The organism is Opitutia bacterium, assembly GCA_016217545.1.
In the GTDB taxonomy this organism is placed as follows: domain Bacteria; phylum Verrucomicrobiota; class Verrucomicrobiia; order Opitutales; family Opitutaceae; genus Didemnitutus.
The window spans coordinates 40,335-61,023 of record JACRHT010000016.1 but is presented as its reverse complement, the minus strand read 5'-3'; the positions used below and the strand labels follow the sequence as shown (position 1 = coordinate 61,023).

General features: G+C 64.5%; 18 protein-coding genes and 1 tRNA gene. 7 read left to right on the top strand and 12 right to left on the bottom strand.

Annotated elements, in window-relative coordinates:
- Positions 1–104 precede the first annotated feature (104 nt).
- Positions 105–2,375: a cadmium-translocating P-type ATPase gene (cadA, locus tag HZA32_12805; GenBank protein MBI5424950.1), complete on the bottom strand. Its 2,271-nt coding sequence runs from the start codon at positions 2,373–2,375 to the stop codon at positions 105–107.
- Positions 2,376–2,453: 78 nt separating this feature from the next.
- Between cadA and HZA32_12800 the strand changes: the two genes are divergently transcribed.
- From HZA32_12800 to HZA32_12790, 3 genes are all read left to right on the top strand, one after another.
- Positions 2,454–4,520, top strand: coding sequence for an ATP-dependent DNA helicase (locus HZA32_12800; protein ID MBI5424949.1), 2,067 nt, complete (start codon positions 2,454–2,456; stop codon positions 4,518–4,520).
- Between the two features lie 28 nt (positions 4,521–4,548).
- Positions 4,549–5,259: a serine/threonine-protein phosphatase gene (locus HZA32_12795; GenBank protein MBI5424948.1), complete on the top strand. Its 711-nt coding sequence runs from the start codon at positions 4,549–4,551 to the stop codon at positions 5,257–5,259.
- 93 nt (positions 5,260–5,352) lie between these two features.
- Complete coding sequence (locus HZA32_12790) at positions 5,353–5,658, top strand: tetratricopeptide repeat protein (GenBank protein MBI5424947.1); 306 nt, start codon at positions 5,353–5,355, stop codon at positions 5,656–5,658.
- A 30-nt stretch (positions 5,659–5,688) separates the two neighbouring features.
- Here HZA32_12790 and HZA32_12785 read toward each other — a convergent pair whose 3' ends face one another.
- From HZA32_12785 to acs, 9 genes are all read right to left on the bottom strand, one after another.
- Positions 5,689–6,555, bottom strand: a complete 867-nt coding sequence (locus HZA32_12785) for a nucleotidyltransferase (GenBank protein ID MBI5424946.1) — start codon at positions 6,553–6,555, stop codon at positions 5,689–5,691.
- Between the two features lie 157 nt (positions 6,556–6,712).
- A tRNA-Met gene (locus HZA32_12780) sits at positions 6,713–6,787 on the bottom strand.
- 73 nt (positions 6,788–6,860) lie between these two features.
- A complete protein-coding gene (locus HZA32_12775; GenBank protein MBI5424945.1) occupies positions 6,861–8,057 on the bottom strand; it encodes a hypothetical protein in 1,197 nt (398 codons plus the stop codon).
- A 35-nt stretch (positions 8,058–8,092) separates the two neighbouring features.
- Positions 8,093–9,088 (bottom strand): hypothetical protein, encoded by a 996-nt coding sequence (locus tag HZA32_12770; protein MBI5424944.1) that lies wholly within the window; start codon positions 9,086–9,088, stop codon positions 8,093–8,095.
- 20 nt (positions 9,089–9,108) lie between these two features.
- The gene (locus HZA32_12765) at positions 9,109–9,636 is read right to left on the bottom strand and encodes a type II secretion system protein (protein MBI5424943.1); all 528 of its coding nucleotides are present in this window, start codon (positions 9,634–9,636) and stop codon (positions 9,109–9,111) included.
- A gap of 3 nt (positions 9,637–9,639) precedes the next feature.
- On the bottom strand, positions 9,640–10,362 hold the full coding sequence (locus tag HZA32_12760; protein ID MBI5424942.1) for a hypothetical protein: 723 nt from the start codon (positions 10,360–10,362) through the stop codon (positions 9,640–9,642).
- Positions 10,359–10,979, bottom strand: a complete 621-nt coding sequence (locus HZA32_12755; GenBank protein ID MBI5424941.1) for a type II secretion system protein — start codon at positions 10,977–10,979, stop codon at positions 10,359–10,361. Before HZA32_12755 ends, HZA32_12760 begins: the two co-directional genes overlap by 4 nt.
- 59 nt (positions 10,980–11,038) lie before the next feature.
- The gene (locus HZA32_12750; protein ID MBI5424940.1) at positions 11,039–11,701 is read right to left on the bottom strand and encodes a prepilin-type N-terminal cleavage/methylation domain-containing protein; all 663 of its coding nucleotides are present in this window, start codon (positions 11,699–11,701) and stop codon (positions 11,039–11,041) included.
- 119 nt (positions 11,702–11,820) lie between these two features.
- Positions 11,821–13,782, bottom strand: coding sequence for an acetate--CoA ligase (acs, locus tag HZA32_12745; GenBank protein ID MBI5424939.1), 1,962 nt, complete (start codon positions 13,780–13,782; stop codon positions 11,821–11,823).
- 98 nt (positions 13,783–13,880) lie between these two features.
- Here acs and rho point away from each other — a divergent pair, with 98 nt between their 5' ends.
- The 3 genes from rho (at position 13,881) to HZA32_12730 (ending at position 17,516) form a co-directional block, all read left to right on the top strand.
- Entirely contained in the window at positions 13,881–15,068 is a 1,188-nt protein-coding gene (gene rho / locus HZA32_12740; GenBank protein MBI5424938.1) for a transcription termination factor Rho, read from the top strand.
- Positions 15,069–15,175: 107 nt separating this feature from the next.
- Positions 15,176–16,906, top strand: a complete 1,731-nt coding sequence (locus tag HZA32_12735; protein ID MBI5424937.1) for a hypothetical protein — start codon at positions 15,176–15,178, stop codon at positions 16,904–16,906.
- A gap of 121 nt (positions 16,907–17,027) precedes the next feature.
- Positions 17,028–17,516 (top strand): hypothetical protein, encoded by a 489-nt coding sequence (locus HZA32_12730; protein MBI5424936.1) that lies wholly within the window; start codon positions 17,028–17,030, stop codon positions 17,514–17,516.
- Here the strand turns inward: HZA32_12730 and HZA32_12725 are convergent.
- Positions 17,513–18,142 carry a hypothetical protein gene (locus tag HZA32_12725; GenBank protein ID MBI5424935.1) on the bottom strand — a complete coding sequence of 210 codons (630 nt, stop codon included), beginning with the start codon at positions 18,140–18,142 and terminating at the stop codon, positions 17,513–17,515. The genes HZA32_12730 and HZA32_12725 overlap by 4 nt on opposite strands.
- A gap of 151 nt (positions 18,143–18,293) precedes the next feature.
- Between HZA32_12725 and HZA32_12720 the strand changes: the two genes are divergently transcribed.
- A complete protein-coding gene (locus HZA32_12720) occupies positions 18,294–19,319 on the top strand; it encodes an HD domain-containing protein (protein MBI5424934.1) in 1,026 nt (341 codons plus the stop codon).
- A 56-nt stretch (positions 19,320–19,375) separates the two neighbouring features.
- On the opposite strand, the gene HZA32_12715 is transcribed toward HZA32_12720, so the two are convergent.
- Positions 19,376–20,689 carry a type II secretion system F family protein gene (locus HZA32_12715; protein MBI5424933.1) on the bottom strand — a complete coding sequence of 438 codons (1,314 nt, stop codon included), beginning with the start codon at positions 20,687–20,689 and terminating at the stop codon, positions 19,376–19,378.

The window sequence follows — 20,689 nt, the reverse complement described above, 5'->3', positions numbered from 1 at the left end:
TTGAGGGCAAGCGCCCCTACCCCAATGCGCACGCTCCCCACTTGCTCACGCCGCGTGCGGTAGGGGCCGTTGCCCTCAACGGCCCTTCGCGCGCACAACGCGACTCAATCGTTTTTCCCCAGCAGCAGCCGCAACGAGTTCAGACACACGACCACCGTGCTGCCTTCGTGCGCGATGACGCCCAAGCTCAACGGAATCGAACCCACCAGCGATACGCCGACCATCACGATCACCGTGCCGAGCGAGATGAAGAGGTTCTGCTTGATGATCGCCCGCGCGCGTCGGCTCAGACGCAGCGCCGCGAGGAAATTCTCGATGCGGTCGTGCATCAGGATCACCTCGCTTTGCTCGAGCGCTGCGTCGCAGCCACGCGCGCCCATCGCCACGGAAACATACGCCGCCGCGAGGCTCGGTGCGTCGTTCACGCCGTCGCCGACCATCGCGACCTTGCGACCCTGCTGCCGGAAACCGTCTACGATCTCGACCTTCTGCTCCGGCGAGAGGCCCGCGCGCACTTCGTCCACGCCGAGTTCCTTAGCGACCGATTCCGCCGTGTGGCGCCGGTCGCCCGTGAGCATGTAGGTGCGGATGCCGTTCGCCTTCAGCGCCGCGAGCACGCCGCGCGACTCCGCGCGCAACTGGTCCTTGAGCAGCAACCGGCCGACGATGCCCGGCGCGACCACCCACACTTCGGAAAATTCCGCCGCCGCCGGCGGCACTTTCTCCAGCCATTGCGCAAACGGTCCCGCCGCCACGAGTTCGCGGCGTCCCAAAAACGCGTGGCCGTCGCCGACCTGGGCGCGCACGCCCTGCCCCGTGATCGATTCGAAACGCGCGACCTCGCGCACGCTGACGTTCTCCTTGCGCGCGTGATGCGTGATCGCCCGCGCGATCGGGTGATGCGAGTGGCGCTCCAGCGAGTGAGCGAGCTCGAGCAATTCACGTTCGCGCCCCGGTGGGAAACTCTCGACCGATACGACCGCGAGTTCGCCCGTCGTCAGCGTGCCCGTTTTGTCGAGCGCCACCGTGTCAATCTCCGCCATTTTCTCGATCGCCGCGCCGCCGCGGAAAAGCACGCCGTGTTTCGCGCCCCACGCGATCGCCGCGAGAATCGCCGACGGAATCGACAGCACCAGCGCGCACGGACTCGCGACGACGAGCAGCGTCATCGCGCGATAAAAAGCCGACGCGTGCCCATCCACGCTCTTAAACGGCGGCAACCCAAAGCCGAGCCACCACACGAGGAACATCACGGTCACGCCACCGAGCACGAGCAGCGTGTAATTGCCGCCGAACCGGTCGGTGAGCCGCTGGCTCGGCGCCTTCAGTTTCTGCGCGGTCTGGATCAGGCGCACGATCTTCTGCAAGGTGCTCTCACTCGGCAGTCGCGTGACGTTCACCTCGACGGAACCCCAGAGGTTGATCGTGCCGCTGAACACCTGCGAACCCACGCTCTTCTCCACCGGCACGGCCTCGCCGGTGAGCGTCGATTCATCGCTCGCCGTCTCGCCTTTCACGATCTCGCCGTCCGCCGCAAACATCTCGCCCGGCTTCACCGCGAGGCGCTGGCCGACGGCGAGTTGTTCGATCGTCACCACCCGTTGCGCGCCATCCGCATCGATCACAGTCGCCTCCTTCGGCGCCGTGTGGAGCAGCGACGACACTTCGCGCTGCGTGCGGTCCATCGCGTAGGCCTCCATCGCGCCGGAGGCGGAGAAGAGGAAGAGCAACAACGTCGCTTCGCCGTAAGCGCCGACGCACACCGCGCCGACCGCCACCGCCAGCATCAGAAAATGAATGTCGAGTTTCCGCTCGCGCAGATTCTCCCACGAATCGATCGCCGCATCCCAGCCGCCCGCGACGAGCGCGACGCCGTAGAGCGTGAACTGCGCCCAGTTCGGCGCACCGAACTTCTCGGCGACGAAACCCGCGATGCCCGCCACGCCGCAAATCGCCGCCAGCGTGCTGAGCAACCTCCACTCGCCCTCCTCGCCGCCATGGCCGTGTCCGTGCGACTCCTCGTGCGCGGGCTCTTCCTCCGGCAGCGCGTATTCCTTCCACTGATAGAACTTCGGCGCGGTCTCGCACGTCGGCCGCTCGACCGTCGTCACGCTGCCACTCTGCTTCACGACGAATCCCGGCTCCGTTGTCGGTCCGTCGCCGCGCACGCGGCCCGTCGCGAGCTTGGCCTCGATCGCAAGCAGCACCTGCTGGATTTGTTGCTCGAGTTGGGCCGAGTCGACGCTGCCGAGCGTGGCCACGGAGACCGTCATGTCCGCCGAGTTCACGCGCACTGCGGCGACCGCGGGCTGCGTCTGCAGAAATTTGATCAACTCGTGGGTCCACTCCGGACCGGGTTTTGCCTCGACTGCCATGACGTCAGAGTTGTTTCGGCGGCAAGCTCTCGCAAATAAATTTGCGCCCGCGGAAAGTCATCAGCTCAGTCGCAATTGATGATTAGTCTCAACGAGGGCGGTGGCGCGGCCGTCTCGCGCGCAGTAGAACTGACGTCGGCTGTCTTCGCCGACGACGGTTGGCTGTGCACGAGTCTCAGTCTCGAACACCGCCCCGAGCAGGAACGCATGGCGCACGCTGTCGCCGCCGCGATGGAAGGTGATGCGAGCCTGCTCTGCGAAGCCGGCACGGGCGTCGGCAAGAGCCTCGCGTATCTCATTCCGGGCATCATCCACGCGGTCGACACACGCCGGCAATTTCTCGTCTCCACGCACACGAAGACGCTGCAGGAGCAGATCCGCGACAAGGACCTCGCGAACTGCCGCCGACTCTTCGCCGCCGTGCCCGAGCTGGCCGCCTACCGCGACTTCACGAGCGCGGTGCTGATGGGCAAAGGCAACTACCTCTGCACGACGCGGCTCGCGCGCGCGCTTCAGGAAAAGCAGGAGCTCTTCGCCACGCCCGAGCAGGATCAACTCGCCCGCCTCGCCGCGTGGGCGCAGAAAACCGAAACGGGTTTGTTCGCCGATTTGCCCGAGCGCGTCGCGCCCGACGTGTGGGACGAAATTTCCGCCGACTCCGACGCCTGCTCTTCGAAACACTGCGACAGCGCGGTGTGTTTCTATCAACGCGCCAAGCGGCGTCGCGACTCCGCGAATCTCGTCATCGTCAACCACAGCCTCCTCTTCACGCTGATGGCCGTGCAGGCGACGCAGGAAAAATCACCTGCGCGCGGCATCCTGCGTCTCGACGATTTCCTTGTCCTCGACGAAGCGCACACCGTGCCCGACATCGCGACCGAGCATCTCGGCCTCGCGCTCACGTCCGCCGGGCTGCGCCGGCAGCTGCACGCGCTCTTCAATCCGAAACGCAAGAAGGGCCTGTTCGTGCGCCACAAGGACGCCGGCGGCCAGCGCGCCGTCGAGATCGCGGCGGAGCAGGCCGACCATTTTTTCTCCACCGTCGCCGAGAAGATCCCCGCCGGCTCGAGCCTCCAACGCTGGCGCGAGCCCGACGCCGTCGAGCATCTCCTCGCCGGTCCGCTCAACAGCGTCGTCGCCCGCCTCGACGCGCTGCGCACCAGCCTGCCGCCGGAGAACATTGCGCACGTCGAGGTCGAGACGAAACAAAGACGCCTCTCCGCTTATCGCGACGCGATCAAGTCCTGGATCGATCTCGCGCGCGAGGGCGACGTGCACTGGGCCGAGATGGCCGATCGACGCAAGGAACTCGTCGTCAGCCTCCGCTCGGCGCCGCTCGATGTGTCGGCCGAGTTGCGCCGCCGGCTTTTTCAACGCGAGACTTCCTGCGTCCTCACGAGCGCGACGCTCGCGACCGGCAGCACGATCGAGCCGTTCCGCGAGCGCGTGGGCGCGCATGCGGTGGAGACCGTGATCGAGAAATCGCCCTTCGACTACGAGCGCCACATGCGCGTCTACCTCGCCGCCGACGTGCCGGAGCCGTCCGCTGCCGCCGAGGGCAAGCTCGCGCTCGACGCCATCACCGACTACGTGCGCTTCTGCACATTCGCCGTGCGCGGCGGCTCTCTGGTGCTGTTCACGAGCTATCGCGATCTCCTCGCCGTTTCCGCGCGGCTCGAGCCCGACTACCGCGCGGCCGGCCGAAAATGTCTGGTCCAGGAATCGGGCGTCTCCCGTTCCGAGCTCGCCGAGAAACTCCGACAGGCCGGCAACGGCGTCCTGTTCGGCACCGAAAGTTTCTGGACCGGCATCGACGTGCCCGGCGACGCGCTCTCGCAGGTCATCATCACGCGATTGCCCTTCGAGCCGCCGAACCATCCCGTCGCGCAGGCTAGGGCCGAATGGGTCGCGTCCGAGGGCGGCAATCCGTTCGCCCAGCTCGCGCTGCCCGAGGCGCTGGGCAAATTCCGCCAGGGAATCGGCCGGCTCATCCGCAGCAAGACCGACCGCGGCATCATCACCATCCTCGATCCGCGCATGCTCACCAAGGCCTACGGCCGCGAGTTCATCGCCAGCCTGCCCACGGCGAACTACGAGCGCCTCACACGCACCGAACGGGAACGGATTTTTCGTCCTTTCATTTGAGCGCGGGCCGCGCACTTTGGAGGCGAACATGAAGCTGCGTTCGTCCTCCCTCACCGACATCGGCTGCTACCGGCAGCAGAACGAGGACAGCTTTTTATGCGACGACGGCCTGCGGCTCTACGCCGTGGCCGATGGCATCGGCGGCCTCCCCGCCGGCGCCGCCGCGAGCCGGGCCGCGCTCGACGAATTCGCCGAGTGGTTCATCAAGGACGCGCGCAAGCCCTTCGACTACTCCGCCGCCCTCGCGCGCGCGAACGACGCCGTGTTCACGCTCGGTCGCCAGCTCAGCCCGCGCTACGGCATCGGGACGACGCTGACGCTCGCGCATTTTGCCGACGGCGCCGTCAATGTCGTGCACGTCGGCGACAGCTACATGTTCCGGCTCCGCGCCGGCGAACTCGCCGCGCTGACCCGCGAACACAATCTCGAAAACGAGATGCGCGCCCGCGCCGCGCGCGGCGAACCCACTTACCTCCTCACGGAAAATCGCGCCGCCCTCACCCGCTGCGTCGGCCAGCCGCCGCCGCTGGAAGGCGACATCGACTCGCACCCCGTCGAAGCCGGCGATCGCTATCTGCTTTGCACCGACGGCATCACGCGCTGCATCACGCCGCATGAGATCGCCAAGCATCTCCGGAACGCGCAGGCGCCGGAGACCGCCGCCCGCGTCTTGGTGGAACTCGCGCGCGAACGTGGCGGCCTCGACAACGCGACCGCGATCGTGATCTTCGTGGAGTGAGGACGTTCGGGCTTCTGTAGGAGCCTGCTTGCAGGCGACCCGACCGACATTCGCCGCCCATCCGCGCAAGAAACGACAAATTCCGAACTCACCATGAGCTCCGCCCGCTTCGCCGCCCTCGTGGCCTCGCAGCCCGAGAATGAGATGTTTCGCTTCAGCCTCGCCCAAGCACTCCTGCGCGAAGGTCAGTCGACCGACGCCGTGCCGCATCTGGAATTTTGCGCCAACAAGAAGGCCGACTGGATGATGGCCCGCATCCTCCTCGGCAAAACGCTGCTGACGCTCGGCCGCAAAGCCGACGCGCGCGCGTGGCTCGAACAGGCATTGCAACTCGCCGTCGAGCAGAACCACGAAGATCCGGAACGCGAACTGCGTGGGATATTGGGGGAGTTCGTTTAGGACGGCTTCGAGTGAAGTAGCCCAGGCTTCTCACCCCCAGAGCGGCGCGGGATAGTGGCCGGCGGCGACGAGTTCACGGACAGCGCCCATGGCCGAGGGCAAATCCTCGCGATAGGTGATGCCGAACCACGCGCTCTCGCTGCGGAGCAACGCCACATTGGTCGCACCGCGCTCGTTGAGATCGCTGATCGCCGTCGGCAGGTAGAACTCCGCCTTCGGATCGGCGCCGCGCGTCGCGAGGAAATCCGCGAACAGCGCCTGCAACTGCGGCAGCACCGCCGGCGTGAAGCCCCAGAAATTCACCGACACCGTCTCGTCGCCGGTCAGCGGCTGCGCGACGCCTGCGCCGTCGAGGTAGCGGACGCCCCCCGCGGCGGTCTGCTCGATCTTCGTCAGCTCGGTGATGTTCTTCAGTCGCCCGGCCGCATCGACCGCGCACACGCCGCGGCTCACCGTCCCGTGTTCCGAGAGCGTTTGCCGCAAGGGATAGCCGACGAGCGCATAGTCCGTTGATGCCGCGAAATGCGTCGCGAGCGCGCGGTAGCCCGACGCGCCGTAGAAATCGTCGGCATTGATCACCGCGAACGGACGTCGCACGACGTGGCGCGCCGCGAGCACCGCGTGGCCGGTGCCCCAAGGTTTCGTGCGGGCCGCGGCGTGTGCCTGATGCGCGGCGGGAACGTCGGTCAGTTCCTGATAAACATACTCGACCGCCATACGCGACTCGAGGCGCCGGCCGATGGTGGCGCGAAAGTCAGCCTCAATGTCCTTGCGGATGACGAGCACGAGCCGGTCGAAGCCCGCGCGCAGCGCGTCGAAGATCGAATACTCGATGATGAGTTCGCCGTGCGGTCCGACGGGCTGGACTTGCTTGAGCCCGCCGAAGCGGCTGCCCATGCCGGCGGCGAGGATGACGAGGTCGTAACTTTGCTTAACCACGGATTTCACGGATGCCACGGATTGGAGGCAGGTAAACCCAAAAGCCGCAGCGCGCGGAGGTCAGCCTTCGCCGAGGCTTCGGCGGACAAATTTCTTTCGGCGCCCGAAAGAAATTTGGTGCCAGGGGCCGGGATTGAACCGGCGACCAAGGGCTTATGAGTCCCCTGCTCTACCACTGAGCTACCCTGGCATTCTCAACCCGGCCAAACGGCCGAGGAACGGCGTAGAAGCCATAGTTTCCCGAGAAAATCCACAAGATTTTTCTAGATGTCGTCCGGCCCCAGCCAGCGGAAATAGGTGATGACGAAGCGCCGTCCCAATCCGGCAGGTGCGGTCTCCGTGGTGCGCTGGACGATAGCTTCGCAATAGGCCGTGCCTTCGAGCGTCGAACCATCGAGCGGATTCGTCGCTTCCCCATAAGCCCGAATCCTGAAGGTATCAGATCGGACGGCGAGCATAGGAGCCACCACCGTGTTGATCTGCACCGCAGTCGGCGAGCCACTCGTAAAAACCGAGGCCAGGAGCGCAGCAGCAGCAGCAGTCGATGTGAAGGGTCCATTTGCGACCTTACCGGCTGTGCTGAAGGCGGCGACGTTGTTTTGGAGCGACGTGCCGCGAGTCGACAGCGTGCCGGCTGCGATTTGGGCCGGAGCCGCTGGTGAGGCATTGTAGGTCTGTAGCAAGTTGCGCCACACGATGACGGAATTCGTGTTCACATTCACGTATCCCGTCTGGAGAGAGGTGTTGTTCACCCAACGGGCCGTTAGAGTCGTATGGTGAAAATTATCCTGCAATGTCGAGGCTGTCAGAGCCGCCGCCGGAGTGGGTATCACCGCCACTTGCTCGTAGCTGAAAAGGCCCGGAAGCGCTGCCGCGTAAGTAGCGACAGCATCCCGCAGGCGAGACTGCGCGTTCGTCGTATTGGCGAAGATGACGGGGGCAGTCGCGGCGGGGCTCGGTGCGTAGAGCGACGTTTTCACGCCTTCGTCGAGAACGAGAAAAGCGTAATTGCCGGAGAAGTTCGCATCGATGCCTGCGCCTGCGATCGGGATTTTCCCGGCGATAACGTGTTCCGAATTCGCGAAGGTCGCACCGAGCGTATTTTGGCCCGCCAATTCAATCGCACTCACACCCGCGGAGAGCGCCGGAGCTTGCGACTGCGCGCCCGAGGTTAGCCAACCGACGAAGCTCCCATCGTTTCTCCAGACACCACACCAATGACGGGTCGTGTTGTTTGCGTTGGGTGCAATGCCGGTAATTCCAGCGATGCCCGTCACCCGCGCATCCGGCCCGGCCGCGCGCTGGAGTTCTCCGAGCGCGACGCTGAGGGCAAGCAGCGCATTCCGGCGGGCTTGCGTCTGATAGGCGGAGCTGCCGACCGCTTGTGTGCCCACGCGCACCAAGGAGCTCAGGGCGAACACCGCCAACACGAGGAGCGCCAGCAGAGCCACGGTGATCACGAGGGCAAAACCGGCACGAGAGCAGCGAATACCCTTCAAAGGGCACCGCCTTTCAGTTCGATACGGCGCGTCACGATGACGGAGTTAGCCTCCACCACCGACCACCACCATTCGGTATCGCTGGCGAATTGCGCCGGCCGGACCACGCGTCCGCCCTCGATGCTCTCGATCAACGTCGCACCTTGGTCGGAAACGACGCGGAGAAAAACATCCACGACATCCGGATAGCGCGAGCCATCCGTCACGCTATTCCCCTGCGCGATGTGTGACACGTCGCCGCTCGCGGCTGGAAAAATCCGCGCCAAGGTGCCGTCCGCATTTCGGCGATAGAGCCAGCAGCCAAAATCCACGACATTTGACGCGATCAAATTGGCATGACTGGGATTCATCACGTTGGCCCGGCTGCGGTTGGTCGTCGTCGTGATGCTCGAAGGGGTGTTCGAACCGCTCGAGTAGTTACCGCTCGTGACATCGTATCCTTGGCTGAATGTCTCAGCAGTGCTCAGCGCGGTCCGATAGAGCGAATAGCGGGAGGGTGCGGGATTCGCCGCGGTGGTGTCGCCCGTCACCGGACGGCGCGCGATCTGGTAGGCCACCAGCACCGGCAGACTTCCACCGGACTCCACATTGCTAGCAATGAAGCGAAGCCACGTTCCCGAAAGACCAAAGCGGGCGTCTTCGAGCACCGGAATGCCTGCGCTAGGATCGTCAGGCGGGAGCGGCAAGAGACTACCGCCGTTGGCGGGCTTCATCGGCCCCGAACTGAAAAGCCAACCGTGATTGGCCAGCGAGCCGGGCGTATCGAGGATTTCCACCGCGAACGACTTCGTGGCGTCGCGTCGCCATACGGGCGCCTGCAGGTCGCGTTCGAGCGTATCGAGCACTTGTTTCGCAGCGGTCAATTGGGTGTGTTGACTTTGCGAGCGCTGCCATAGGCCGAGAACATCGATGGTCACCTTCAGCATCGCCGCTGCGAGAGCGAGTGTGAGAGTCACGGCGATCAGCAACTCGATCAGCGTGAAGGCGCGCACGGGAGAACCTTGGACCGGCTTCATCGGTTGATCGCGCAGGTGAACGTCAGCTGAGCACGGCTCTCTAGCGGGGTCGTGGTCGCCGCGCCGCCAGACGCGCCGGTCTGATACGGCCACGACACCCGCACCAAGGTGGCGAGGAACGCCTTGGTCCCGTCCGGCCGCAATGGCTCGTTGGGAAACTTCCAGCACTCGATGAGGAAATACTGATCGGCGGACGAGATCGCGCCGGCCGCAGGAAGCGGATCGACGGCGTGCAAACGCCGGCCATCGCGCGTGGCGACGAATTGGCGACCGCCCGTGAGCGGCGCGGCGACGACAGGTAAATTTCCGGCCAAGCCGTCGAAGGTTTCGAGGCTGGCGACGCGGACGAGTTCCACGCGAATCACGTCGCCCAACTGTTGCGCGGTAAGCGCGGCGGCAGATTCACTGCTCTGTTTGGTGAGGGCGGGCAGAAGCGCGAGAATCACGGCGATAGCGGCGCCGAAAACGCCGACGGCAATCACCACTTCAATCAACGAGAAGGCTGAATGGAATCGTCTGCGCATGGCTCAGAGCGATGCGAGATCGTTCAATAGCGTCGGAATCCCGTAGGCGCTCACCGCAAGGCCGCGCACCGCCTCCGGGCGCTGCAACTGCACCGGAGCGTCGCCCGCTGCATAGCTGCCCGGCGCACGCGCGGCTCCCACGGCGAGAACCAAGAGTCCCTTCGGAGGAAATCCACCGTTGACGGAACCGAGCGTGCCGTTGGGCGTGCACACAAACCCGGCGAACGTCTGCGCGGCGGAATCTCCCTCGACCGTCACAGAGACAGTCTGCCCGAGGAGGTCCGAAACGACGTCCTCCACAGGGGCCGTCACCTTTTTCCACGCCGAAGTATCGGCAACGAGTCCGCTGGCCAGCGTCAGAGACGAAGGCACGACGAAGATGTTCTCGGGAAGGAAGCCCGAGTCCACCGTCGTCCACCCGGCCGGGCTCGCGGTTGCGTCGTTGGCGAGTTGCAGCACGACGAATCGGAGGAATCGGCGATCGGGGTTCGTGAGAGCGTCCGCGTGGATGAGCACGCGCGTGCGGCGACCCGTAGTGGCTGCTTTGCCTCGCGCAGCGGTGATTAAGTTGGCGAGCTGCGCCTGCCCGGCCTGCAGTGAGGTTCCACTTCCTCCGGAGAAGCCGCGCAGAAGAAAAAACGACATGCCGGCGATCAGTCCCACGACGACGAGCAGTTCCATCAGCGTGAAACCCGACGCGATGCGGCGTGGGGTGACGGGGCTCATTTCCAACTGAAGATGAACCGGGAATCGGACGCGGTCGCGTTCGGGTCGGGAGCGTAGAAGATCACGCCGGCGCGGACGCCCGTCGTGGGAATGTCGGTCGCGGTGGGACGGATCGAGGAGCCGTCGGCGGCAACGACGTTCGGGAAGGTGCCGTAGTCGTTGTTGTCGATTTTGCCGTCGAGATTCCGGTCGACCAGCACGGCGATGGAAAGATTATCGAAGGCGTCGCGCAGGAGATTCGGAAACGCGGCGTCAGCCGCCGTGAGATCAGAATCGGAAAAGGAGTAGAACGGGATCCGTTTCCGGTTCTGGCTGCCGGCGGCAGTCGGCGATCCGGTCGTGAGCGCGCTGCCGTCGCGCTTCTTGCCGGCGATGATGTCGTGGAAGAGATGGTCGCCGGAGATGACGGTGGTCGCGCCGCCGTTGACGAGGTTCGAGGTGTCAAACGCCGGATAGTAACCGTATTCGCTGCGGAAGGACTCGATCGCGGCGGCCCACTGGTTGAACTGCACTTTCGTTTTGGCCCGGTTGGCGGATTTACGGGCGCCCGAGATGCTGGGAAAAATCAGGCTCGCGAGGATGCCGATGACGGCAATCACGGCGAGAAGCTCGAGCAAAGAAAAGCCGCGTCGCGATCGGACGGCGGAACGCTGATGGCTGAACGCTGATAGCTTCATCAATTGCGATTGGCGTAGAGGTTGTCGGCGTTGGCAGCGGGGGCAACATCGATGAAACCGCCGGTCAGGAGCGTCGGCGAGTCGAGACCATCAGACCCAATGCTGTAGAGCACGAATGACGGATTCGTCCAAGTGCCGCCGCCTGTCTTGTAAACGTAACGATATGGCTGTTCCCACGGATCGAGGAGCACCGCCGAGGTGTTCACGAACGGATCGACGGGAGTGTTCGGCGCAGCGGGCAGCGCGATGACGAACTTAGCGGCCTCGAGTTGCGCGCGCCCGGCGGGATTGAGGGCGAGGCGCGTGGGTCCGAGTTTGCCGATGAGAGCTTGCAGGAGTTGAGCGTTGTCGTCGGTCCGCGGGTAGTCGCCGTATTGGCGTTTGTAGGATTCGAGGGCGGCGGAGAGGGCGGCGAGTTCGGCTTTGGCGCGGGCGACTTTGCCGGCTTCGGAAGCGCGCCGGCCGACACCGATCACGATGCCCGTGAGCACCGCGATGATCGCGATGACGGCGAGGAGTTCGAGCAGCGTGAACGCGGAGGGCCGAGGACGGAGAACGGAGGACTGGAGACGGGAGACTGAGGACGGAGTGCCACGCGAATTGGCGTGGCTGGGGGACGCGGAGGCGCGGGGCGAATTCGCTCCTGCAATTGTCTCGGGCACGGGGCCCCACTCTGCGGTTCGTCTCGCGGGTGAACAGAAAAAAGGCGCGCCGGTTTGGGCGCGCCTTTGTCAGCGAAGTGTTGCGGAGCGAAGGGCCGTTGAGGGCAACGGCCTCTACCTCACTCGTCGTCGGACTTCAGGGCAGCGATGACGGAGAAGTCCTCGAGGGTCGTGGTGTCGCCTTTGATCTCGCCGGACGTGGCGAGCTCCTTGAGGAGGCGCCGCATGATTTTTCCGGAGCGCGTCTTCGGCAGGCCCGCGGCGAAGCGGACTTGGTCGGGACGCGCGAGGGCGCCGATCTCCTTCGCGACGTGCGCGCGGAGGACTTCCTTGAGTTCGTCGGTCGGCTCGTGGCCGGTCTTGAGCGTGACGAAGACGACGAGCGCCTGGCCCTTGAGTTCGTCGGGGCGACCAACGGCGGCGGCTTCGGCGACGTGCGGATGCGAGACGAGCGCGCTCTCGACTTCGGCGGTGCCGATGCGGTGGCCGGAGACGTTGAGGACGTCGTCGATGCGGCCGACGATCCAGAAATAACCGTCCTTGTCCTGCCGGGCGCCGTCGCCCGTGAAGTAGAAGTCCGGGTGGTCCGGGAACTCGGAATAGTAGGCTTTCTTGAAGCGCTCGTCGTCACCCCAGAGCGTGCGGAGCATGGAGGGCCACGGCTTGGTGATGACGAGTTTGCCGCCGCTGTTGCGCGGGACTTCCTTGCCGTCGTTGTCGACGACCTTCGGCGCGACGCCGAAGAACGGCAGCGTGGCCGAGCCGGGCTTCGTCGGTGTGACGCCGGGAATCGGCGTGATCATGATGGAGCCGGTTTCGGTCTGCCACCATGTGTCGACGATCGGGCACTTCTTTTTGCCGATCATCTTGTGATACCACATCCACGCCTCGGGATTGATCGGCTCACCGACGGAGCCGAGCAGGCGCAGCGAGTCGAGGCGATGGCGGAGGACGTAGTTGTCGCCCCAGCGCATGAAGGCGCGGATCGCGGTCGGCGCGGTGTAGAGGATCGTGATGCCGTGGCGGTCGATCATCTGCCAGAAGCGGTCCGGCTCCGGCTGGTTGGGCGCGCCTTCGTAGAGGAACACGGTCGAGCCGTTCGAGAGCAGACCGTAAACGACGTAGCTGTGGCCGGTGATCCAGCCGATGTCGGCGGAGCAGAAGTAGCGATCGCTGTCCTTGAGATCGAAGACGTATTGCGAGGAGAGTTTGGCGCCGAGCAGGTAACCGGCGGAGGTGTGGAGCACGCCCTTCGGTTTTCCGGTCGAGCCGGAGGTGTAGAGGATGAAGAGCGGGTGCTCGGAATCGAAGGCCTTCGCGTCGTGGAAATTCGGCGCGCCCTGCCAGGCTTCGCGCCACCAGGTGTCGCGCCCCTCGACGATGTTGATGTCGTGGCCCGTGCGTTTGACGACGAGCACGGACTGGACGGTCGGCGCGCCTTCGAGGGCTTTGTCGACGTTGGCCTTGAGCTCGACGATCTTGCCGCGACGCCAGCCGCCGTCGGCGGTGATGACGACCTTGGCTTTGCAGTCGTTGATGCGGTCCTTGAGCGCCTCGGGCGAGAAGCCGCCGAAGACGACCGTGTGCACCGCGCCGACGCGCGCGCAAGCGAGCATCGCGATCACGGCCTCGGGAATCATCGGCATGTAGATGGCGATGCGGTCGCCGGGCTTGATGCCCATGTTTTCCAGCACGTGCGCGAAACGGCAGACGTGGAAATAGAGCTGGCGATAAGTGATCGTGCGGACGTCACCGGGCTCGCCTTCGAAGATGATCGCGGCCTTGTTTTCGCGAACGGTGCCGAGGTGGCGATCGAGGCAGTTTTCGGAGACGTTCAACTTTCCGCCCACGAACCACTTGGCGAAGGGTGCCTTCCATTGCAGCACCTGCTTGAAAGGCTTCCGCCAGACGAGCTGGCTGGTAGCCTGTTTGGCCCAGAATTTATCTGGGGCGTTGACAGACTCGGCGTAGAGCTTACGGTAATTTTCGAAGCTGCCAAGGTTTGCCTGGCCCTTGAACTCGGCTGAGGGTTTGAAAACTCTACTCTCCCGGGACACTGAGGTAATCGTTTGGTCCGACACTTGTTTCTCCTCTTTTGGGGTTGAAGCGACGAAGGGAGTAAATGGCTCCCACGGATTTAGCGGTCAAGTCTCGGCAGCTCCGAACTCCCCGTTTTGCTATGGAAAAAGATCAACAGCCCGACGCACCCGCGTCGCAGGCTTCCGAACAGAATCCGGCCGCGCAGCCCCCGCAACAGCCGGACAATTCAATTCGCGTCGAAGGCATCCTCGACCTCGACAACAGCCGTAACGGCCAGCTGCTCGACCTCGCTCGCTTCGGCAAGCGGCGCCCGACCGATCCTTTCGTGCCGCGCGAACTCATCCGCCGCTTCAAGCTCGGCCAGGGCTCGATGATCACCGCGCAGGCCACGCCCGATCCGCGTTTCCCCAATCCGAAGGTCCGCTTCATCGAGAAAGTCGACAGTATGGACCTTGAGGCGCGCCGCCGCGTCGTCGAATTCGCCAATCTCCTCACGATCACCCCCAACGAGCACCTGAAGCTCGAGCTGAAGGACGGCCGCATGACCACGCGCGTCGTCGACCTCTTCTGCCCCATCGGCAAGGGCACGCGCGGCCTCATCGTCGCACCGCCCCGCACGGGCAAGACCACCTTCCTCCGCGACATGGCCCTCGGCGTCCTCGAGAATCATCCCGAGTGTCACGCCATGATCCTCCTCGTCGACGAACGCCCCGAGGAAGTCACCGATTTCAAGCGCAGCGTCCCGGCCGAAGTCTGGGCGTCGTCCAACGACGAGTCCGTCGAGAACCACATCCGCATTGCCGAACTCTGCATCGAGCGCGCCAAGCGTCTCGTCGAAGCCGGCAAGGACGTCGTGCTCTTCGTCGACTCCCTCACCCGTCTCTCCCGCGCCTACAACACCCAGCGCAACTCCGGCCGCACCGGCTCGGGCGGCTTGGATGTCCGTGCGCTCGAGAAACCGCGCCAGCTCTTCGCCTCCGCCCGCAACACCGAAGACGGCGGCTCGCTCACGATCATAGCGTCCATCCTCGTCGAAACCGGCTCCCGCATGGACGACGTGATTTTCCAGGAGTTCAAGGGCACCGGCAACATGGAGCTCGTCCTCGACCGCAAGGCCGCCGAGATGCGCATCTGGCCCGCCGTGAACGTCCAATCCTCCGGCACCCGCAAGGAAGAACTCCTGCTCGACCCGAAAGCCCTCGAAGGCATTCACTTCTTCCGCCGCGCGCTCGTTCAGCAAAAAATCGAGGAGGCCACCGACACGATGGTCGCGCGTCTCTCGAAAACCAAGAACAACGCCGAATTCCTCAAGCTCATCGCAAGGTAAGCCGCGACGTTCACGTCACGACGCAAATCCGACCTTGCCGCACCTCTCCTAACCCAACCAATCTGCCCGCTTCCTGAATGAATAGCTTTTCCGAGCAATGTCTCGACATGGCCCGCTCGATGCTCGGCCATAACCTCGACTCGATCAACGCCGACGGCACCATCACCGCGATCGCCGGCGAGAATCCCCGCTCCGACGAACCCGGCCACGTCGCCTACGCCCTCGGCGAGTATTATCGCGCCACCGGCGAGACCACGCTCAAGGGTCACGACCTCATCGACCTCGCCGCCCGCTGCATCACTGCGCAGGCCTTCACCGAGCCCGCCGGCGAAAACGGCCTCGCCTACGCCGCCCTCGGCCTCCTCTGCTTCGGCCCGTCCAAGGAGCGCAATCCCGTTTGGGAGCGCCTCGTCGACGAGACCCGCCAGCGCCTCGACAAGCAGCTCCTCCACCGCAGCGACTACGACAATTACTGGCAGGCCTTTAACGTCGCCAAGGCCGTCTGCCGCTTCTCGCTCGGTCTCTCCAAGAAGGACGAAACCTCGCGCCTCATCGAGCGCATGGTCGAGCGCATCGAGCAGACCAGCTCCAATGGTTTCTTCGACGACGCCGAGCCCGGCATCGGCGGACACTTCAATCTCTACGGCGTGATGACGCTGGTGTTCGTCCGCTCCGCGCTGCAGCTCCACGCCAACTCCGCTCTCCGCGAGCGCAAGCTCCCCACCCTCCGCACCTACGCCGAGAAATACATCAAGCTCATGCCCGACCTCGTCCGCGCGGACGGTCTCGGCTGGGCCTACGGCAAGGCGGCCGGCGCCTACGGCCAGATGCACTGCATCAGCCTTCTCCTCCAGGGCCTCCGCGACGGCTGGATACCCGAAGACCAGAAGCCCAAGTATTTCGACATCCTGCGCCGCCTGTTCTATTTCTTCTTCCAGACTTATCTCGACCAAGAACACGGCTACCTCGACGTCCGCGACGAAGAGCGCACGACCTACGCCACGCACACCACGCGCATGGCCAACTTCGACGCCGCGCGCTACCTCTGCCAGTGGTCGCGTCTCGCGAAGGTCGTCAACATGACGATGGAGTCCGGCAAAGCCGAGCCCGTGAAGACAACCGGTCGCTTCGTCATCTTCGACAAGTCGAACCGCAAGGAGCAGGGCCTCTTCCTCTACCGCGACGCCGAGTCCGGCCTGCAATTCCAGCTCCCGCTCGTCAGCTCCGGCGGCAACGCCACGGCCGACAGCCTCGCCTTCCCGCACTCGCCCGGCGTCTTCGACTGGCCGAACAACGTTTACCTGCCGATCATGCAGCCTGAGCTGACGTTCGGCGAAAACGTGACGCTGCCGTCCTTCTACGGTCAGAAGTGCGTCACCGGCCTCGGCCTGAAGAACTCATTCTTCTTCCGCTACGAGCAGCCCGAGCTGATCAACACGAAGGAAGAACTCGTCCGCGGCATCGGCAACGTGAAGGTGCAGTGGAATTTCTCCGGCAACAAGATCTCCGCCGAGTTCGCCTACACGGTGAAGAACCAGGTGCAGCTCGACAAATTCCGCCTCTGCCTCGTCATCGGCACGCCGCACTCGAAATACCGCCTCGACACCTCCCCGATCCTCGGACCGGCCGGCCACCGCTGCCAGGTGATCAAGGACGACTTCCACGCCGCGTGGCAGGAGACCGAGGTCGTGACCGCCGACCCGAAGTTCAAGACGAACTACGGCAAGCTGCACTACGTGCAGAACTTCGTGCGCGATCACCCGCTGATCATGCGCCCGGGCCAGGTCTATCGCCTGCAAGTCGCCTTCGAGCCGGACGTCACGCTCGTCGGAGCCTGACGCGTCGAACAAGCTGCAATGCCAAGCCCGCGGAACCCGCGGGCTTTTTCTTTTGCGCGCATCGCCGCGACTCGCGAGCCTGCGCTCCGCTCGGCGCCGGGCCAACGTCGACTCTCTCCCCATGCGTTTCGTCTTTCTCGCCACGATCGTCGCCGCGTTGACCGTCGCACTCCGAGCCGGAGATGTTGCCAGAACGAAACCGCCTCCCCTCGGATGGCCGACTGAAAGCTATGCGACGCTCGCAGGCCGCTGCCGCCAAGCCGATCTCGCTGTCTTCGAATTTGGTGCGCCAAAGATCTTCGTCACAGAGCGCGCCTGGCTCGACGCATTCGACGCCGCTCTCGCCACCGACCAAGCCAAGCCCGATGCCCGCTGTTTCTGCGCTAGCGACTACGTGCTGAAGCTCTATTCGAAAAACCAACTCCTCTGTTCGGTGGCACTCACCCACGACAACAAGGTTCGCTTCACCGAGGGCGACTACATCGTGTCCGCCGAGACTCATGCCACGCTCCGCCAGCTCTGGGCCATCGCCACGAAGACCACCAGCTACGCTCCGCCAAGAAGATCGGCGCAGCACGCTGCACCACCGCGCGTCGAGTTGAAGCCTTAGCTCTGCGCTGACGCATCCGAAGCCGGTGCGTCGCCCGCATTCGGCGACGCGGGAGCGGAAACCGGAGCAGGATCAGCCTTCTTCTTTGGCGAGCCGACCAGCACGTCGAGCTGGCCTTGGATCTTCTGGAAAAACTCCGCGTTCAGGTCGCCGACCGGAATCTCATACATCTGATGCGAGCGCGCGTGCTCGAAAACATTCCGCGCGCGATCCGGCGTCTGCCCGCGCGGCTTCAGGATCTTTTTCCGCTCCAGCATGAGCGCGAGGAATTGCAGCAGCGGCGTGTTCGTCTCGTCCGGCGGGTTCGTCGGATCCGCCAGCGTCACGAACAGATTCTCCGCCGTCATCTTCAGGTTGCGATCGGCATTCTCGCCCGCTTTGCGCGGCTTGTAGCTGATCACCCAGCGACAGAAAATCTCCGCCGGCGCCTGCATGCTCGCGGCCTCGCTCTCGAGCGCGTCACGGCGCCCCGTCAAACCGTCGGCCTCGCGCACGAGATAGCACACGACACGGTCGCCCTCGGCAAATTCGCGGCCGGACACACAGCACTTCGTGGCGAGAGGATGAAGATTCAGCTCCATGACGCCCTTGTTCCAAGGGCCGAAGGAGCAAGTAGCAAGGAACAAGTGCCCGGGAGCCGGACGAACACCCCGCCCCTCGGTTCGCCTCTTGTTACTTGGAAACTTGTCACCTGAAACATCCCCCTTCGCCACCGCTGAGACCAGCGAACTCGAAATCAGTATGGCCAACCCACCGCATCCTCGCTGGAGTTTCCCCATGGCCGACATCTCGTCCCTGCTCTGCGTGCGCGACATCAAGGCGCTCGACAAAAACGGCTCCGACACCTTCGCCAGCGTGCTGCTCGTGCGCCGCGTGACGACCAAGACCGCCAAAAACGGCAACCCCTTCCTCTCCGTCGAACTCGGCGACAAGACGGGCAGCTTCTCCGTCAACGTCTGGGGCGATGCGCCCGCCTTCGCACTGTTCTCTGCCACCCGCGACGGCGGCGTGGTCCGCGTCGAGGCCGAGGTCGACTACTACCGCGACGCGTTCTCGCCGAAACTGCTCCGCGCCGAAGCCATCTCCACCGACCAACTCGCCGGTTCCACCGTCCTCGCCAATCTCGTCGAGACCGCTCCCGAGGACGCCGAAGCTCTTTGGACCGAGTTCCAGCAGCACATCGCCTCGATCCAACACCCGGAAATCCGCGCGACCGTGCAGGCCGTCTTCGACGACATCGGCGAGCAATTCCGCGTCGCCCCCGCCGCCGTCGCGATGCACCACGCCTACCGCCACGGCCTGCTCGAGCACACGACGCACATGGCCCGCGCCGCCCGTGCGCTGCTGCCGCTCTATCCCGAAGTGAACGCTGACCTCGCGATGGCCGGTGTGCTCGTGCACGACACCGGCAAAGTCATCGAATACCAAGGCGACCTCGTCACCTCGAAGAGCCGCCGCGGCCTCCTCCAAGGCCACGTCGTCCTCGGCTACCAACTCGTCCGCAAAGCCGGCATGAAGTGCAAACTCGCCTCCGATCTGCTCGAGCGACTCGAACACATCGTGCTCTCACACCAAGGCGAACTCGAGTGGGGCGCGGCCGTCATCGCCGCGACCCCCGAAGCCGTCTTCGTCGCCAAGGTCGACGACCTCGACGCCAAGATGGGCATGGTGCAACGCCTCCTCCGAAACGCCGGCGAGAATCCTCCCGAGGAGTTTTCCGAGAAACACTTCGGCCTGAACTCGCAGCTGCTGCTGACGAAGCCAAGGACCGCGGTCAGCGATCAGTCGTCAGCGATCAGCTGAGTCTCCGGCGCCAGGCGGCCTGAGCTGAAAGCTGACAGCTTTGCGCTGATCGCTCCTCACGTCAGCAGCTGCACGATCCGGATGATCGGCAGGAACAGCGCGATGACAATCGTGCCGACCACGAGCGCCAGAAAGACGATCAGCAGCGGCTCGATCAACGAACTCAGTCCCGCGACCGCCGTGTCGACCTCTTCGTCGTAGATGTCGGCCACCTTGTTGAGCATATCGGGCAATTGCCCGGTGTGCTCGCCGACCTCGATCATGCTCGCGACCATCGCTGGAAAGACCTGCGTGCTCTCCAGCGGCTTCGCCACCGGGTCGCCCTCCTTCACCCGGTCATGCACGACATCGAGCGCCGCTGCCACCCGCGCGTTGCCGGTCGTGTCGCGTGTGATCGTGATCGCCTGCAGGATCGGCACGCCACTCGACAGCAGCGTGCCGAGCGTGCGCGTGAAGCGGGCCACGAGCGATTTCATGATGAGTTCGCCGAAGATCGGGGCGCGCACCACCCAGCCGTCGATCAGCTGCGCACCGCGCGGCGTCTTCTTGAACGCCTTGAACGCCACCCACAGCCCCACGAGCAGCGCGAACGCTACGAGGTAGTGCGACCGCACCGCCTCGCTCGCCGCGAGCACGGCCTGCGTGAGCGGCGGCAACGGCGCGCCCTTCAGCAGGTCGGCGAAGATCTGCTTGAACTTCGGCACGACGAACACGAGCAGACCCGCGAGAATCAGCACGGCGACGGTCATCACGATCAGCGGGTAAACCATCGCCGCCTTCACCTTGCCGCGCAGCTGCAAGCTCTTCTCCTGAAACTTGGCCAAACGATCGAGCACCACATCGAGCACACCGCCCGCCTCGCCGGCCTTGATCATGTTCACGTAAAGCCGGTCAAAGACCTGCGCGTGCCGCGCCATCGCCTCCGAGAGCGTGCCGCCAGAGCGAATATCCTCCGCGAGTGCCTCGATGATCCTGCGGAAGGCACGGTTCTTCTCCGCACGGCCGAGCACCTCGAGACCGCGCAACAGTGGCATGCCCGCCTTCAACAACGTGCCCAGTTGCCGCGTAAAAATCGAAAGCTCCTTCGCCGCCACCGGACGCACGAACGGCAGCCGGATGTCCATGTCGAGCGTTCGCACGGGCTTCTTGGCGGGAGCTGGCGCGGTCGGAAGTTTCACCGCGGGTTTGCGCGAGGCTGCGGCCGGCTCGACCTTGGTGGTCGCGGCAGACGTCGAGGTCGCGCTCACGTCGATCGGGAAAAGTCCCTTCGCCTTCAGCGCGGCGGTGGCGCTTTCCAATGAGACCGCATCGAGCTGGCCGGATTTCTCGGCGCCGCGACTATCGAGGGCGGTGTAGGCGAAGCGCGGCAT

What these genes read in the sequence shown, in the direction of transcription:
- cadA (MBI5424950.1), bottom strand. Translation starts at nt 2,375, where the DNA reads ATGGCAGTCGAGGCAAAACCCGGTCCGGAGTGGACCCACGAGTTGATC.
- HZA32_12800 (MBI5424949.1), top strand. Translation starts at nt 2,454, where the DNA reads ATGATTAGTCTCAACGAGGGCGGTGGCGCGGCCGTCTCGCGCGCAGTA.
- HZA32_12795 (MBI5424948.1), top strand. Translation starts at nt 4,549, where the DNA reads ATGAAGCTGCGTTCGTCCTCCCTCACCGACATCGGCTGCTACCGGCAG.
- HZA32_12790 (MBI5424947.1), top strand. Translation starts at nt 5,353, where the DNA reads ATGAGCTCCGCCCGCTTCGCCGCCCTCGTGGCCTCGCAGCCCGAGAAT.
- HZA32_12785 (MBI5424946.1), bottom strand. Translation starts at nt 6,555, where the DNA reads ATGGGCAGCCGCTTCGGCGGGCTCAAGCAAGTCCAGCCCGTCGGACCG.
- HZA32_12765 (MBI5424943.1), bottom strand. Translation starts at nt 9,636, where the DNA reads ATGCGCAGACGATTCCATTCAGCCTTCTCGTTGATTGAAGTGGTGATT.
- HZA32_12760 (MBI5424942.1), bottom strand. Translation starts at nt 10,362, where the DNA reads ATGAGCCCCGTCACCCCACGCCGCATCGCGTCGGGTTTCACGCTGATG.
- rho (MBI5424938.1), top strand. Translation starts at nt 13,881, where the DNA reads ATGGAAAAAGATCAACAGCCCGACGCACCCGCGTCGCAGGCTTCCGAA.
- HZA32_12735 (MBI5424937.1), top strand. Translation starts at nt 15,176, where the DNA reads ATGGCCCGCTCGATGCTCGGCCATAACCTCGACTCGATCAACGCCGAC.
- HZA32_12730 (MBI5424936.1), top strand. Translation starts at nt 17,028, where the DNA reads ATGCGTTTCGTCTTTCTCGCCACGATCGTCGCCGCGTTGACCGTCGCA.
- HZA32_12720 (MBI5424934.1), top strand. Translation starts at nt 18,294, where the DNA reads ATGGCCGACATCTCGTCCCTGCTCTGCGTGCGCGACATCAAGGCGCTC.
- HZA32_12715 (MBI5424933.1), bottom strand. Translation starts at nt 20,689, where the DNA reads ATGCCGCGCTTCGCCTACACCGCCCTCGATAGTCGCGGCGCCGAGAAA.